Annotated in this window: 21 protein-coding genes; 9 read left to right on the plus strand and 12 right to left on the minus strand. The window is 32.2% G+C overall.

Features of this window, described 5'->3' with window-relative positions; translation table 11 throughout:
* Positions 1–180 precede the first annotated feature (180 nt).
* Entirely contained in the window at positions 181–1,062 is an 882-nt protein-coding gene (locus ACYIAL_RS00355; RefSeq protein WP_483750643.1) for a DMT family transporter, read from the minus strand.
* 223 nt (positions 1,063–1,285) lie between these two features.
* On the opposite strand from ACYIAL_RS00355, the gene ypfJ reads away from it, so the two are divergent.
* Together ypfJ and surE are read left to right on the plus strand one after the other, a co-directional pair.
* The gene (ypfJ, locus tag ACYIAL_RS00360; protein ID WP_483750644.1) at positions 1,286–2,143 is read left to right on the plus strand and encodes a KPN_02809 family neutral zinc metallopeptidase; all 858 of its coding nucleotides are present in this window, start codon (positions 1,286–1,288) and stop codon (positions 2,141–2,143) included.
* 9 nt (positions 2,144–2,152) lie between these two features.
* Positions 2,153–2,932 (plus strand): 5'/3'-nucleotidase SurE, encoded by a 780-nt coding sequence (surE, locus tag ACYIAL_RS00365; protein ID WP_483750645.1) that lies wholly within the window; start codon positions 2,153–2,155, stop codon positions 2,930–2,932.
* Between the two features lie 60 nt (positions 2,933–2,992).
* On the opposite strand, the gene ACYIAL_RS00370 is transcribed toward surE, so the two are convergent.
* The 11 genes from ACYIAL_RS00370 to ACYIAL_RS00420 all read right to left on the minus strand — a co-directional run bounded on the left by ACYIAL_RS00370 (position 2,993) and on the right by ACYIAL_RS00420 (position 10,179).
* Positions 2,993–4,201: an MFS transporter gene (locus ACYIAL_RS00370; protein WP_483750646.1), complete on the minus strand. Its 1,209-nt coding sequence runs from the start codon at positions 4,199–4,201 to the stop codon at positions 2,993–2,995.
* Between the two features lie 336 nt (positions 4,202–4,537).
* Positions 4,538–4,786, minus strand: coding sequence for a hypothetical protein (locus tag ACYIAL_RS00375; RefSeq protein ID WP_174796002.1), 249 nt, complete (start codon positions 4,784–4,786; stop codon positions 4,538–4,540).
* A 116-nt stretch (positions 4,787–4,902) separates the two neighbouring features.
* Entirely contained in the window at positions 4,903–5,337 is a 435-nt protein-coding gene (locus tag ACYIAL_RS00380; RefSeq protein WP_174796001.1) for a hypothetical protein, read from the minus strand.
* A 120-nt stretch (positions 5,338–5,457) separates the two neighbouring features.
* The gene (locus ACYIAL_RS00385; RefSeq protein ID WP_174796000.1) at positions 5,458–5,841 is read right to left on the minus strand and encodes a hypothetical protein; all 384 of its coding nucleotides are present in this window, start codon (positions 5,839–5,841) and stop codon (positions 5,458–5,460) included.
* An 8-nt stretch (positions 5,842–5,849) separates the two neighbouring features.
* Positions 5,850–6,137 (minus strand): hypothetical protein, encoded by a 288-nt coding sequence (locus ACYIAL_RS00390; protein ID WP_483748010.1) that lies wholly within the window; start codon positions 6,135–6,137, stop codon positions 5,850–5,852.
* A gap of 373 nt (positions 6,138–6,510) precedes the next feature.
* Positions 6,511–6,897, minus strand: a complete 387-nt coding sequence (locus ACYIAL_RS00395; protein ID WP_483750647.1) for a hypothetical protein — start codon at positions 6,895–6,897, stop codon at positions 6,511–6,513.
* Positions 6,898–6,957: 60 nt separating this feature from the next.
* Positions 6,958–7,296: a DUF7716 domain-containing protein gene (locus ACYIAL_RS00400; protein WP_483750648.1), complete on the minus strand. Its 339-nt coding sequence runs from the start codon at positions 7,294–7,296 to the stop codon at positions 6,958–6,960.
* 60 nt (positions 7,297–7,356) lie between these two features.
* On the minus strand, positions 7,357–7,767 hold the full coding sequence (locus ACYIAL_RS00405) for a hypothetical protein (RefSeq protein WP_483750649.1): 411 nt from the start codon (positions 7,765–7,767) through the stop codon (positions 7,357–7,359).
* A 66-nt stretch (positions 7,768–7,833) separates the two neighbouring features.
* The gene (gene comJ, locus ACYIAL_RS00410; RefSeq protein WP_483750650.1) at positions 7,834–8,316 is read right to left on the minus strand and encodes a competence protein ComJ; all 483 of its coding nucleotides are present in this window, start codon (positions 8,314–8,316) and stop codon (positions 7,834–7,836) included.
* Positions 8,317–9,162: 846 nt separating this feature from the next.
* Positions 9,163–9,597: a hypothetical protein gene (locus tag ACYIAL_RS00415; protein WP_483750651.1), complete on the minus strand. Its 435-nt coding sequence runs from the start codon at positions 9,595–9,597 to the stop codon at positions 9,163–9,165.
* Positions 9,598–9,675: 78 nt separating this feature from the next.
* Complete coding sequence (locus tag ACYIAL_RS00420; protein WP_483750652.1) at positions 9,676–10,179, minus strand: CPCC family cysteine-rich protein; 504 nt, start codon at positions 10,177–10,179, stop codon at positions 9,676–9,678.
* Positions 10,180–10,306: 127 nt separating this feature from the next.
* Between ACYIAL_RS00420 and ACYIAL_RS00425 the strand changes: the two genes are divergently transcribed.
* The 7 genes from ACYIAL_RS00425 (at position 10,307) to ACYIAL_RS00455 (ending at position 14,070) form a co-directional block, all read left to right on the plus strand.
* The gene (locus ACYIAL_RS00425; RefSeq protein ID WP_483750653.1) at positions 10,307–10,759 is read left to right on the plus strand and encodes a hypothetical protein; all 453 of its coding nucleotides are present in this window, start codon (positions 10,307–10,309) and stop codon (positions 10,757–10,759) included.
* A 182-nt stretch (positions 10,760–10,941) separates the two neighbouring features.
* Positions 10,942–11,535, plus strand: coding sequence for a hypothetical protein (locus ACYIAL_RS00430; RefSeq protein WP_483750654.1), 594 nt, complete (start codon positions 10,942–10,944; stop codon positions 11,533–11,535).
* Positions 11,536–11,621: 86 nt separating this feature from the next.
* Positions 11,622–11,999: an Imm8 family immunity protein gene (locus ACYIAL_RS00435; RefSeq protein ID WP_483750655.1), complete on the plus strand. Its 378-nt coding sequence runs from the start codon at positions 11,622–11,624 to the stop codon at positions 11,997–11,999.
* A 201-nt stretch (positions 12,000–12,200) separates the two neighbouring features.
* Positions 12,201–12,665, plus strand: a complete 465-nt coding sequence (locus ACYIAL_RS00440; protein ID WP_483750656.1) for a hypothetical protein — start codon at positions 12,201–12,203, stop codon at positions 12,663–12,665.
* A gap of 150 nt (positions 12,666–12,815) precedes the next feature.
* A complete protein-coding gene (locus ACYIAL_RS00445) occupies positions 12,816–13,085 on the plus strand; it encodes a hypothetical protein (protein ID WP_483750657.1) in 270 nt (89 codons plus the stop codon).
* A gap of 147 nt (positions 13,086–13,232) precedes the next feature.
* Entirely contained in the window at positions 13,233–13,679 is a 447-nt protein-coding gene (locus tag ACYIAL_RS00450; RefSeq protein WP_483750658.1) for a hypothetical protein, read from the plus strand.
* A gap of 79 nt (positions 13,680–13,758) precedes the next feature.
* Positions 13,759–14,070 (plus strand): DUF7716 domain-containing protein, encoded by a 312-nt coding sequence (locus ACYIAL_RS00455; RefSeq protein ID WP_483750659.1) that lies wholly within the window; start codon positions 13,759–13,761, stop codon positions 14,068–14,070.
* Positions 14,071–14,083: the final 13 nt, after the last annotated feature.

A 14,083-nucleotide genomic window follows, 5' to 3' on the forward strand; every position in this document is an offset into this window, starting at 1 on the left:
AAAGAGGATAATAAAAAAGCAAAAACTAATGTTTTATTGTCTATTTTGTTTTTTACCAAATCACAACAAAACAATTCCTTTTCGTGAATATTGAATACCAATTATAGCAAAATAACCCTATTTTGTAAAATGCAGCAAATAAACTGCTAATCATGTAGCTGTATAAATATAATTAGCAGTTTATTTTTTTGAACAAAAATAGATCCCAATCACAATGAATACTATCGAAACAAGATGAAAATAGGCAACTGGTGTATGTAAAAACACAATACTGAAAATGCCGGCTGATAAAGGGATGATGTGGGTATAAATTTGCCCTCTTGTTGCGCCAATTTCAACTATGCCTTTATTCCAAAATAGATAAGATAGCCAAGATGCAAAAATAGCAATATAAAGTAAACCCAGCAAAAAGTCAGGGGTAGTATAATGTGCTAGGTTAGAAACTGGATAACAATAAAAATAGACTAAAGCAATAGGCAATAGCATTGCTGAACCTAACACTGCACTGATAGTTACAAAAGCATTACCCGATATCGATTTATCTTTTAACCGCAAAAATGCGCTATAACAAGCCCAGCTTAGTGCAGATGCCATTGCCCACAGGTCGCCTTTATTGATATTGCTAAGTTCAGTTAAATTGGTTAGGTTTCCTTGTAAAATTAAATAAATCACACCGATAGTACTAAATAAAACCCCTAAAATATTATTTTTTGAAATCGTATCATTAAATAATAATTTATTCATAACCAATACCATGCATGGTGTTGCCGAAAGGTAAATTGAGGCATTAAGCGATGAGGTATATTGCAATCCAATATAAAGTGTTAGCGGGAACAAAATTTGCCCAAAAATAGCAAGCAAACATATTGGCCAAATCGATTTTTTAATTTTAGGCAGATCACTGCCGAGTTGTTGATGGTATAAACACAATAATAACAGTGCAGTAAGAACCCATCGACCTTCGGATATTATCATAGGATCGGCTTGTGTAACTAAAACGCGCCCAACAACATAATTTCCGCCCCAAAAGCAAGCCGCTAATGTAAGTAACAAATATGGCATAATAATACCCTAACATTAAAATGAAGATATAATGATTGTTGAGCGTATTATATACCTAAAAATAGTCAGAAAATAACGCATTTGAAAATCAAACATGCCACCTAATTTAGGTTCACTGATTTCGGCTAATTTATGTAAATTTAGATAAGAATATCAACTTAATCTAGAATCCTTATTTGTTATCCTTTAAAATAATTAAACCCAAACTGATAAGGTAATCCCTATGCGCTGGAGAGACCAAAGAGAGAGTGATAACATCGAAGATCGCCGCTCACAATCAGGAAGTGAAATGGGAACAAAAATTCCCATTGGTGGTAAAGGCAAAGTTGTTTTATTTATTGTCGTGTTAGTAGCGGGCTATTATGGCGTTGATTTGACCGGCTTGTTAAATTCAAATCTAATTGATACTAGCAGTACTGAGCAAAGTACCAATCAATATTCAATTGATGATGAAGATGCAGCTAAATTTACATCAATCATTTTAGCCAGTACTGAGGATTATTGGCATCAAGAATTTCAACGTTTAGGCAAAACCTATGTTCCCCCAAAATTAGTACTTTATAAAGGCACAACAAGAACATCGTGCGGCACTGGGCAAACCTTTATGGGGCCGTTTTATTGCAGTATTGATAAAACCGTTTATCTTGATATGTCGTTTTATCAAGAGATGAAACAGCGACTTGGCGGTGGTGGTGATTTTGCTCAGGGCTATGTGATTGCGCATGAAATTGGTCATCATGTACAAAATTTGCTGGGTACATTTAGCCAAGTTGAGCATTTAAAGCAGGATCAATCAACAATAACGAATAATCAATTATCCGTTAAGTTAGAACTGCAAGCTGATTGTTTTGCTGGTATGTGGGGCAATGCAATGCAGCAACAAAATCGACTAGATACAGATGACATTGAACAAGCCTTAAACACAGCAAAAGCTATTGGCGATGATCGCTTGCAACAACAAAGCGAAGGATATGTGGTGCCCGATAGTTTTACGCACGGCACATCTAAACAACGTTATAGTTGGTTTAAACGAGGATTTGATAGCGGTGCAATTAATGAATGCAATACATTTGCCCAATAAGGAAAGAATATGCTAAATAAGTTAGTTAACCGCGTTTTATTAGTGAATGATGACGGATTTGATGCACCGGGCATTAAGTTATTGCAAGAAATCGCAAAGCAAATAGCCCACGAGGTTTGGCTTGTTGCACCAGCGATAGATCAAAGTGGTGTATCGTGTTCAGTAAGCCTAAAATCGCCATTTAGAGTTACTCAGCGTGGTAAACACGAATTTGCCGTTTATGGCACACCTGCCGATTGTGCGTTATTTGCGATTAAATATTTGATGGCGGATCATTTACCTGATCTTGTGCTATCGGGAATTAATAATGGTTCGAATGTAGGCTTTGAAACAATCTTATCTGGCACGGTTGGTGCGGCAATGATGGCAATGACGTTGGGCATTCCTGCGATTGCTTTAAGTCAAGTAACCAGTGAAGATAATCAGCCAACTAATTGGGATTGTGCTAAGCACCATGCACAATCAGTTGTCGCTAAATTACTTTCGTTATCGGCTCCGCAAAATATCTGCTTTAATGTCAATTTTCCTGCCTGTGTAGCACATCAAGTTAAAGGTTTGAAAATAACCAAACAAGGCGATAGCGATGTAAGTCGTTTTGTGGTGATGCCAACCCAAGATCCCGAAGGCAATAACTATTTTTGGTTTAGAGCTAAACGCAATTTGCGAGTAATTGATGATAATAAAGAACTTGATGCCGTTAATGCCAACTTTATTACCATTACACCATTAAGTTATGAAAGAACAGATTATGCCTTTTACGAAAAACTATTAAACACATTTAATCTTTAATTATTTTTTGGCGATTTGTCTTCCTTACTATTAGGAAGACAAATTTGCTATTAATTATCTTTAATCCACTTTATTGTTTGCATCTTTTACCAATGCACAAAAGAATAATGATACTGCAACCATAACTAACGCAATCCAATAGATGACCTCATGCCCATAGGCTTTTGAGACAAATCCTTGTAGCATTCCAGCGATAATTATGCTAAAGACAACACCATTATTAAATAAGGTTGAAGCCACGCCCATTTGAGTTGGCAATAAGTCCTGAAAATAGATAATGCCAATATTGGCCACAATCCCAATGAATAGCGCGTTAAATAGCTGTAATGCTAACAATGCGGTTTTATCGGTGCAAAAAATCATACCAATATAAAAAATTAAGCCACAGATAATCGCAATAAAAAACAGGTTTCGTTTGCCTAAATAAGGCACTAAATATCCCGCAATAATCATAACGGGAATTTCAATACCTGCAGCAAGCCCCATTAACACCCCTGGCAATGAATCAGATAGATGCAATACAACATCCACATAAATTGGCATATCAATGATATACATCATGTTTGCTGTCCACATAAATACGGTGGATAACAATAAGCAAAGCACATTTCTGTTTTGCCAAATTGGTTGATTTGCCGCTTGTAGCTCTGTTGCGCTATTTAGTTGTGAAGTGGGATTTTTTGCAACCGAAGGTAAAAAAATGGCAACAAACAGCATCGCGACCATAAACATGCTCATGGCGGTTAAATACATAACCGTAAAGCCAAATTTAACGGCTAAACCAAATGAAATTGGCGGACCAAACACCCAAGCTAGCGAAAGTTGAGCACGAATGAGTGAATTAAAGGCCACAACATTACGCCCCGTTTTTACCGCATATTCGCGCGCTAAGGCAAAAATTTGTGGCATAGCAGCAGAAGATAACGCAGCAAACAGCACCCCAAGGGTGATTAACACCAAATAGTGACGTGAAAAGGCAAAGATGACGCTGTTAGCAATACCCATTAAACAGCAGAAAATGACAATATAACGCCTGTCACCTTTTTGGTCGGAATATTTAGCCAATAAAAAGCTACCCACAATGCTCGCTAAAGCATTAATCGAGAAAAAAAGCCCTACTAAACGAGAATCAACGTTGACTTCAAAGGTTAAAAATCGACTTAATGTGGGAGATTGTAAAGCGCCTGCAATACCCACAATAAAAGTGGTAACTAGAAAAGCAAAAAAAATAGTGCCTTGTTTTTGGCGAAACGAAGATACATTAGCCATATCAATAAATAATAGAGGAGAGTTTATGCCAATTATATACTTAAAATCGACATACACGTAACAAAATTTCGAACTAAAATTCGAACTAAAATAAGCTTTCTTCGATTTTTTGACCATTTATTATGGTTTAAATCGACGCTAATGTGACTTTAAATTTTACAGCTGTAATGATTTGAATTTATTATGATTGATGTTGTAATGATTAATCTGTTTTCCAAAAAATAAGGCAATAAGATTTGCAATATGATAGCTAATTGACAATTAAGCAATAGTGAGGCGCGCAATTTTACCAATAAATAACCCAATTTATTTACCTATCTATTTGATATAAATAAATTAAAATTTTGATAGATATTGAATAATATTCTTTTTGGTCACTTTTTCTAAAATCACTGCATTTTTATCTTGAAAATAGCCGTTATTAGTTATTTCATGATTAGCATCTTGAACAAATCGCACAGGATCATAAAAATTGAAGGTGTAGTGACGGTTATTTATGGTGACGCTAAAATTTAAAATGATACCTTTTGCTTCACTTTCAAATTGCAATAAATCGTCATACCAATCAGGTAGTTGAATCATCATTTATCCTATTTTTGCTATATAAAATCTATACTGAAAATCTAAAAATTTTTGATGCATAATATTATTGATTGTATATCAATAGATTAAATATTTATTAACTGGTTGTCTTTGTTATTTTATTCAAATACTTTGAACTTTGATAATCGATAATCGCCTTTATCGTACACACATCCAAGTAAAACATTCCCTTGGGTTTTTATGGTTATTTCACGCTGATAACAATACTGCTGTTCAAATTGCCACGCTATATTTGCAATATCTAGATATTTTAAGATAAGTTCAAAACTACTATTAGCATTGATAGTAAAATCATTTAAAAATGTAAGGGAGCTACGCTCGACATCAACGCCTAATGAGTATATTTTGGCTTCTATTATCATGATTTCTATTGCATGATAAAAATAGCTAAAGCCTTCGTCTTTATTAGATTCATCAAAATAATGTTTTTTACCTAATACTTTGGGGGGTAAAATTGCATATAATGCTTGTTCGGATAACCCTACTTTTAAGCCTAAATAACTACCTGTTTCTAGAAAGTTTTTTATATTCATTGATTTATCCATGACATGGGGAATAGATATAACACAAAAAAAACACGCGGTATTATTACCTTAACGTTTTGTTATCACAATGAGTATTTATTGGTTTTTTAGTACTATTTATGTTGAGTACTATTTAACATCATATAAATAAAATCCCTCTTCAGTAAGATAAAAAGCCCGTTTGCAATCTTGCATAAATATGGAAGATATCAAAAACGGCCTGAGGTCATCATGATTAATAGCGTGCTGAATAAAATCGATCAATTGTGCTTTAAATGCCCTGACTAGTTGCCCTGCAAATATAGCTTTTTTACCCTTATAAACAATTAAGTGATGTGCAATATAATAGCTATCCTTTTCAAGGAGATAAACAAGGTCTGAAAATGACTGAGTAAATAAAGTTAAATTGCCCTTACGCACAACGTCTAACATGTTGAAAAATATATCTTGCTTATCAGTTCCTAATACAAATTCTTTGTTGGCTAAATTTTTAAATACGTAATTATTTTTCATTGAACTATTTATGATGACTTAATATCTGTAAGTAACTGCTTTAGTCTTCTAATTTCATTAATTAATCTTGGTATATCCTGTCGTGCATGAGCAATAAATTCTTGATCGGCAATAGTAGCGCCAATAAGCTCAATGTCTTCGCCTCGATTATTGTTACCGCCTGTCATGATAAAATTACCGCCACTAGTATGATTTCTACCCTCAACATAAGACACCCAAGGTCCTTTAGTTGCGTTATTACATCGCATTTGTATCAATTCTAATTCGTCATCAGAGATATTCGTTGTTCGTTGCATTGACACCTCTTTAGCTAAGCACGGTAAAATAATGGGAAAAGTTGATTATCTTGATTGCTAAATGCAGTATATAACCATAAATTGATCATTAAATAAATTTAAAACCAGTAAATCATCTCGATAAACAAACATAATGATTTATATTTCTAGGCAAAATCATCCTATACTTTAATTAAATTTTATTATTAACAAACTTATATCCATTAATCATTTTATTTTTCTGCATAATCCAGTTCAAAAAGTTAATCGGCTATTCTTCTATTATCATTTTAAACCAATCTTAACGCAGTTGTTTGCTCTGATACAAAATTGGGAACTAAATAGTTTTGTTTTAGATTGTTTTAAAATAAGTAACTAGGGTAAATAGTCTTTATCATTTGTTATTTAATCGTCGTTTTAACTTTCTTATTTCAGGCGTTAATGCAAAGCAGTCTTCTATAGGCTCATCAGATAACGACCAATAATCAATGAGATCCATATAATCATCATGATTATGAAATAAAAGCGCTAATACTTGGCTAATTTTTGGCGATGACGCGCTAATTCCAGATGATAATAAATCATTGGCCACATCAAGTAATAAAGTCATGAGTATGTGCTTTTGTAACTTTGAATATGTTGAATTAACATAAGCATAGAGGTATTTATCGAGCCATGTTTGCGTTCGATACTGATCGGGCAGTTCATACGCCCAATCTTGAGTGAATTTATCACCGAGTGGTAAATGTAGATCGTTACATAGCTGTTTTAGTTCACACATATTTTATTCTTTCATTATTGATGAAGCTATAATTGATAATATTTCCTGTTACTTGTTGCGTTACAGCTCTAAAAAATTATCATTTTCTGCATAATAATTTAATGATTGAATAAAGTCATCTATCGTGGCTGACGGCTTTTGATCTAAGACAACATCAACAACATCAGCAAATTGTTGACCTGAATAGAGATAATGTAAATGCTTTTGCCGTACAAGAGGAGGGTAAATTTCTTGTCCATCATCATCGACTTCAGGATAGTCATCAATATAATAGCTTTCTTGATTTTCCAACGCTTTGTCTTCAATGCCATATACACAAAAATCATCATCTCGTTCAAGACTATTTTTCATATAGTCGATTATATCGTTTATTGAATAAAGATTTTCTTTAATAAGCATGTTCCTAATACTCCTATATCATTTTGGATCATTATAATATTGCGAATATAATCTCTACTTTTATAAAAAGGCCGTTTCAGCATAACCTATTTTTATCATTGAAAGATTTTTTAATTTAACGCCGATACCATGTTCACTATCGCCAGACCAGGCAAACATAAAGCCATATTCATCCTTTTCTGGTAATAAGTAAATTTTAATGAGTGAAATTTGCGATAATACTTTACCGCCATCTTGCTTATAAACTTGAGTAATATAAGCCGTGATTTCATTATTGATGATGTGATGTAGTTCGACTTGGTGAGATTTAATAAAATCGATATTATTTTGCATTTTATTATCAGACTCAAAGGATTCTAGATAAATAATCGGGATACATTGTTGGCTAAAACTATCCAACATAATATCTATTGCTATGCCTTCGTCTTCAATAATATAGCTTTTTATATTTTGGCGATTGTTCTTTTCCATTTATTAATCTCGATTAATTTTGTGGCGAGTATGTCCCGATTAGCGCTAAACCTGTTGAAGTTGGCATTATACTCTACCTGATTGAAGCATTTTCCCTTTTTGACCACCCCATTGGTCATCAATAATGTAGTGAGCAGTAATCGGCACAAGTGCAGGTACAAAGGTAAATTTATAAAAAACTTCATCGCCTTCACAAATTTCATAATATAGTGAATATAATGGTGCATCTAATTGTAGGTTAACAGTAAATTTTTCTGTCGCCGAGGCAACTTCAATCACATTGTCAGGATGTGTATAAAAAGGAACAACAATGCAACGTTGGGTTTGATTATCCATTATAAAACTATCTGCTAAGGTTAAAACGACATTCGCACCGAAAGCATCATCAGGTAATGGATCAAAAATAACATAATCGTGATGCATAACGACACCTTGTTCGATATTTTGTTTGCCCCATTGCGATAATTCTTCACTGTATGGTCTTGATCTAACCAAAATTTGACTATGAGATATTAATAAATCCACAACCTGCTGTTTGTTTTTTTCCATCAACAATACCCTCTTTTCCACACTATAAAATCATCAAATTAAATATAGGAAACCGCTGGATGGTTTACACCACATGATTAAACTAATCCGCTAACACTTACACGGCGTTTTACTAAAAATCGCTTAAGTTTTGTTTTCTATTTTTTACATCACTAACTATTTGCTGATTATGCCACATCTCCATGAAAGTAAGCATATTTTTCTGCTTTTTCATTCATTTATTAGCTAGCATCTTTTGTGAATGTTTGATTGATTCGTTAGTATCATAGGTCTTAACCAATAGATGCTGCAAAGTCTCAATTAATCACCAAACGGTATAGAATCCTGAATATTTTTTACAAAAAATATGACCGAAAAAATAAGCCTCACATCTTCATTAAAGTACCTATCACTTTTAGTTTTCCCATTCTTTGGTCGGGCAGGTTTTGTGAATGTTTGGTGATACGTTAGTTATCATAGTTTTTACCCAATAGATACGGCAAAGTCTCAATTAACCGCCAAACGGCATAGAATCCTGAATATTTTTTACAAAAATATGACCGAAAAAATAAGCCTCACATCTTCATTAAATGACATTTCTTTCAGCTTTCCCATTCTTTTGTCGGCTAGTAGCTTTTGTGAATGTTTGATTGATTCGTTAGTATCATAGGTTTTAGCCAATAGATACGGCAAAGTCTCAATTAACCGCCAAACGGCATAGAATCCTGAATATTTTTTACAGAAATATGATCGAAAAAGTGCACAGTTGAGTAAATACCCTGCCTGTTTTAGTAGATAGCAGACTATTTAATGCTTCATGAGGTCTTTCGGTGTTATCTATATGACTTAAAAAGAATATAACAAAACTTATTTAACTAAAATAAGATTAAATGGGTTATTTAATTCAATTACTATTTTGAAATTGGCACTTGATTCCACCCTAAGAAAGTGATTGGGTAATTCAATTGCATTAATGAATGGGTTTGATGTTTCGAAATAGATCACCCATTTTAAATCATCCTTAGGTGTTAAGTAGGCGATAAAACCTTCCGAGCCATAGCTTCCTTCACCTAAAAAGCATTTATTACCATTTGTTTGGGTGATTTTTTGGATGATATCTATATTAGTGATATTATCAGGATCTTTATCCAAAAAAAGATTAAGGTTGAATGGTTTCCCTTTTTTAATTAACAATTGGGGATAAAACTGGGCTGAAAGGGATATCGATTCACCAGTAGAAAAGTAAATCCCGTCTTTTATAGGTAACGTTTGTTTATTCCATAACGCCAATATTTTTGTCATCTAAGCACTCTTTTATATGTTAATCCCAAAAAGCGTGGTTAATTTATTGCATAATCAAATCTAGATTTGATGCAAGTATTATAAATCTCTATTAGCTAATTTATACGGAATATTCATCAAAGTAGCCTTTTGTTTTTTATCGAACATTACTTTATATTTGCTTAATGTCGAGTGATTAACTGAACTATAATGCTCTAATTCAGTACTTAGTGTACCATCATCCTCCCAATCACATAATGGGCAAACATCGTATTGTCCTTGATGAGTTAAGGTTAAATAATGGCAACAAGGGCATGCATGCAAAATATCTTCGTCCCCTATAATGGTAATAGGTGCATCATATAAAGCACTAACATATTGTTTTAAATATTGATTAGAATAGCCTTTCAATTTAATATCAATAAAATAACCTAATAAAAACGGTTGAATAGCATCATCATAGATATTTGTATATGTTAAAGGTTGACCATCTTTATCAAGATAATTTGCAAAGAGAATATTCTCAATATCCTGTTTTGAAGATTGTGCAATCATTTCGATAGCTAACAGTGTTAAAGCGAGTTTTCGGCTGAGCGTCTTCATTGAGTAAAAGTGAACAATGATAAATTATCTAATTTATCAAAAATACAGTTTGATCACTACCTCACTTTTTATTTTATGCTTATGATAAATGAAAAACTGGAACAATAAAAAAGATAGAATGTGAAATATGGAAAGATTAAATATTGATCTTATTGATATTATTAACAATGGCGGCTTTTTAAAATGCCTGCCTGCTTTAGCGCAACATGCTTTTTTTCGACATTGCCAAATAGAAACAATGAAATCAGCCATTTTGTACACAGCTAAAATCGGACTTTTTGATATAGAAATAGGTCTTGATAAAAAAGAACATAGTGGCTATGAACTCATTAATTTATCTGAAGATAACCATGAAGTTAGTGGTATCGCGATCCATGATACTTATGGAATAATGAAAACAAATTTTAATGCTTTATTACCAGCTAATATTATCCAACTATTGCCTGAGCATACAGTAAACCATATAGATAATATAGAACAAATTGAAATACACTTCTGTAGTGGAAGCACTATAATTTATCAGCGAGCTGACTTACCGCCTGCGGTGATATCCAATACATTAAAGAGCGTCATTTTTTGAATTGGCATAATGAGTGATTTGTTTATCGTCATCAATTAATATATGATTATTATTGATTATATAAGGAAAAATAGAGATAACATTTCAAAAGAAGATCTCAAAATTTAATCAATTAAAATTGAGTCACATGAAAAAAGAAATGTTGCCCTTGTTCTGTTGCGATACCCAAAAGGTAATAAAAAATGAACTCTATCGATATTATAAAAAGCTATTTGGCAGGCACACTTTCTCCGCAGGATTTTCAAAAAGAACTTTATTATAATAAGGATATTGAAGATCTTCTATCTGAAGAGCATCAAATTCCCCCCTATACCAACAGATATAAAAACGCATTTTTATATCTTATTGAAATTGATATTTTATTGCCATCAGGTGAAATCAATAGTAAAGATTTACTTTCAAAGTTTCTTACTAAAAGAAATATTAACTTCTCGCTAAATAATGAACATAAAAAAAAGTATGATCTATTTATGAAAATTCAGCCAAGCTGGTTAAATTTAACTGAACCATACTTTAATTTAATTATGAATAAACATCGGGATAAAGTTGGAGTTGAATTGGAAAGAGCGTTAAAATTAGAAATTAAGAAAGATTTTAAATTCTTAAAAAATAGACCTAAATGGCTTCAATCCCCAAACTGGCCAACCGTAGATAACAAACCGTTAATTTTTATAGGTCAATTAGATATAACCCAAATTAGCCATGATATATCCTATTTATATATATTTTTAGATGAAAATAAAAATACATATATGACTTTTGAGCAATCAACATAAACAATAACTAACTGGCAACACGGCGATATGATTTAATAATAATTCTATCGGGTTGCCATATCTAGCAAAATCTCAAGCGATATATCATGAATAAATTAAAAATTAGGCAACAAAAATTTGAAGTGAAACATTACTGGTCCCCAGATATACATGATCCTTGGCGATGGAAGCCAGAAGACAATGCAGTATTTTACTTATTAGAAATGAATATTGGTATTACAGGAAAGGATGAAACAGATATTTATTCAATTATTATTGCTACTCCAGAAGGGATAATGAATTTAAATAACAACAGAATACAACAACCTAAATTATATAAAATGTTGTTACTATACCAATACGATTGGAATAAGGTTAGACGCACAATAGATCAGCAGCTTGCTTTGATAAATCCCTCTGATGAAATACAAGCCTTGGATAAATTAGCCAGTAGTTTTTATTGGGAATATGATGGTATGAAATAACCCTAAAAAAAATATGCTAATTATGAATATGTGGTGATGAGTAATTAGCACAATTTATTAAGTGATCCTTTATAGCGGTTTGAGTAAAAATAGTTTGGTTGAGACTGAGCCTAATGGGAACGTGCAAACTAAAACCAGCGTTCATGTGGATTGCAAAAGTGAAGTACATAAGTATTCCATAAAATGGGAGTTTTAATATTAATGCATTTTCAAAGAGAAAAGATCTTATATGCAATTCAAAAAGCATATGGCGATTTAAGCAACCCAGATTTCCATTTCGTGATGGAATCCTATAACTCCCTAAAATATAAATGTCTACTAAATGATATCCATGCTTTATTTAAAGTAGAAGATAATACTGATTTAAACTATGACGTATGTATATCGCTAAAATTTAATTATCATAATAAATCAATGTACTTATATTTATCTTTAGTGTCGGCCTATGCTTTTTTATATTATGAAAATAAAGTTATCGATTGTAATGATGATATTTATCAAATATTGCCTGAACTGATTGATATATTACATGATTATCATTTTGTGTTGTTAAACAAAAATGAGCTTTTATTTACCTTTGATATAAATTCCTCGGCTTTTGGTTTCGAGGATAAAAAAGCATCAGTTTTAGCACTGTTGTTTTCATTCGGTTTATCGGTCAATTAAAAATAATAATTAAACTACATGACGACAGCTTGGGAATAGTCGAAATAGGAGAAAAATAAAATACCAGAAGTAAACAATCAGGCAATTGAAACAATCTATGGAGAAATATATGGAAGAGACGCTTTAATATTAAAAGACATCATATTTGATATGTTTCCACTGGAATTAAAGGTAGTAGCTTCTTTGTGGTTACCACATTGCCAACCCAGCAGAGGATTAGAAGGCGAGGCTTTAATCTGTTTTAAATTTAAAAATATAAAAAGTTTAACTATTACGATGATTGATGAATCAAAATATCAGCTGGTACAAAAATCTTGTTTCGATAAAGTATTTGATAAGGAACAAAATGAACATTATGTTTTAAGTACTTATGATCATATTTTTGATGTGATTGGTCAATGTGAAGTAAGCTACAAATAGTTATTAACGTTTGTAATAATTTGGAAGGAAAATTGGCTGATAATATGGTTGTACATCATAAAAACCCATTATTTCGTCAATAATAAAGATTTACACAAGTATCCTAAAAGAATATCCCTTATTTGGTACTAATTAAAAGAGGTCGGTATGAATTTATTCTGCGATAATTGTAATAAAGCATTTATAGCATCAGAGGAGCAAGACCGATTCATCTTAGTTTCTCGTGAAAAAAACATGAAATTCATTATGATACAGTGCCCTTATTGTTTTATGAGTTATGCTTTTAATCCAATGCAGTTAACTAACCTAGACAATAAAAAAATCCCTGTTGTTAATGGGTTAAGATGCCCTAAAGAAACATGTACGGGTATAGTATCTTATATTGAAGATATCCCTCCATTTTTTGGGTGTGGTGAATGTGGTAACGTCTGGTTAAAAAAAGAAAATTTGTATGATGATATTAAAAATATAATATCTAAGTATCCTTATAGAAAACATGCATATAATATAATAAACGGCGAATATTTACCTGTTCTAGATAAAGAAATTCCACCATGCTATGATGAGCAAGTCAATTTAGAGTGGAATGATTAAATAAATCAAAATGATGGTTGTGATGATTGCAGAAAATAGCCAGATACAATTTATTGTAAATAATAATTGGAGATTATGAATGAAAACTATAAGAGGAATTGAAAATTTATTCCGTATTTATAAAAATCTGGATGAACCATGGCGCTTTTTTGTGGAACCTGAATTTATAAATGAGATCAATTGCATTAAAAATGCCAATTATTACTTTGCAGAGACGGAAGATGAATTTGATGAAATGGATGATACACCTGATAAATATAACCCATGGTTAGAATATCCGACATTTCAAGCCATTATCGATAATAAACTTGAACATCATCCTAATGCTACAAAAAAAGATTTATTAGATGCTGTTATTTATTACCTTGAAAATGATGATTTTTTGGATTAATCCAAAATGGGAA

This window comes from Gilliamella sp. X-57 (genome assembly GCF_057063565.1).

Coding starts and splice junctions, on each gene's coding strand:
- ACYIAL_RS00355 (WP_483750643.1), bottom strand. CDS start 1,062: ATGCCATATTTGTTACTTACATTAGCGGCTTGCTTTTGGGGCGGAAAT.
- ypfJ (WP_483750644.1), top strand. CDS start 1,286: ATGCGCTGGAGAGACCAAAGAGAGAGTGATAACATCGAAGATCGCCGC.
- surE (WP_483750645.1), top strand. CDS start 2,153: ATGCTAAATAAGTTAGTTAACCGCGTTTTATTAGTGAATGATGACGGA.
- ACYIAL_RS00370 (WP_483750646.1), bottom strand. CDS start 4,201: ATGGCTAATGTATCTTCGTTTCGCCAAAAACAAGGCACTATTTTTTTT.
- ACYIAL_RS00375 (WP_174796002.1), bottom strand. CDS start 4,786: ATGATGATTCAACTACCTGATTGGTATGACGATTTATTGCAATTTGAA.
- ACYIAL_RS00380 (WP_174796001.1), bottom strand. CDS start 5,337: ATGAATATAAAAAACTTTCTAGAAACAGGTAGTTATTTAGGCTTAAAA.
- ACYIAL_RS00385 (WP_174796000.1), bottom strand. CDS start 5,841: ATGAAAAATAATTACGTATTTAAAAATTTAGCCAACAAAGAATTTGTA.
- ACYIAL_RS00390 (WP_483748010.1), bottom strand. CDS start 6,137: ATGCAACGAACAACGAATATCTCTGATGACGAATTAGAATTGATACAA.
- ACYIAL_RS00395 (WP_483750647.1), bottom strand. CDS start 6,897: ATGTGTGAACTAAAACAGCTATGTAACGATCTACATTTACCACTCGGT.
- ACYIAL_RS00400 (WP_483750648.1), bottom strand. CDS start 7,296: ATGCTTATTAAAGAAAATCTTTATTCAATAAACGATATAATCGACTAT.
- ACYIAL_RS00405 (WP_483750649.1), bottom strand. CDS start 7,767: ATGGAAAAGAACAATCGCCAAAATATAAAAAGCTATATTATTGAAGAC.
- comJ (WP_483750650.1), bottom strand. CDS start 8,316: ATGGAAAAAAACAAACAGCAGGTTGTGGATTTATTAATATCTCATAGT.
- ACYIAL_RS00415 (WP_483750651.1), bottom strand. CDS start 9,597: ATGACAAAAATATTGGCGTTATGGAATAAACAAACGTTACCTATAAAA.
- ACYIAL_RS00420 (WP_483750652.1), bottom strand. CDS start 10,179: ATGAAGACGCTCAGCCGAAAACTCGCTTTAACACTGTTAGCTATCGAA.
- ACYIAL_RS00425 (WP_483750653.1), top strand. CDS start 10,307: ATGGAAAGATTAAATATTGATCTTATTGATATTATTAACAATGGCGGC.
- ACYIAL_RS00430 (WP_483750654.1), top strand. CDS start 10,942: ATGAACTCTATCGATATTATAAAAAGCTATTTGGCAGGCACACTTTCT.
- ACYIAL_RS00435 (WP_483750655.1), top strand. CDS start 11,622: ATGAATAAATTAAAAATTAGGCAACAAAAATTTGAAGTGAAACATTAC.
- ACYIAL_RS00440 (WP_483750656.1), top strand. CDS start 12,201: ATGCATTTTCAAAGAGAAAAGATCTTATATGCAATTCAAAAAGCATAT.
- ACYIAL_RS00445 (WP_483750657.1), top strand. CDS start 12,816: ATGTTTCCACTGGAATTAAAGGTAGTAGCTTCTTTGTGGTTACCACAT.
- ACYIAL_RS00450 (WP_483750658.1), top strand. CDS start 13,233: ATGAATTTATTCTGCGATAATTGTAATAAAGCATTTATAGCATCAGAG.
- ACYIAL_RS00455 (WP_483750659.1), top strand. CDS start 13,759: ATGAAAACTATAAGAGGAATTGAAAATTTATTCCGTATTTATAAAAAT.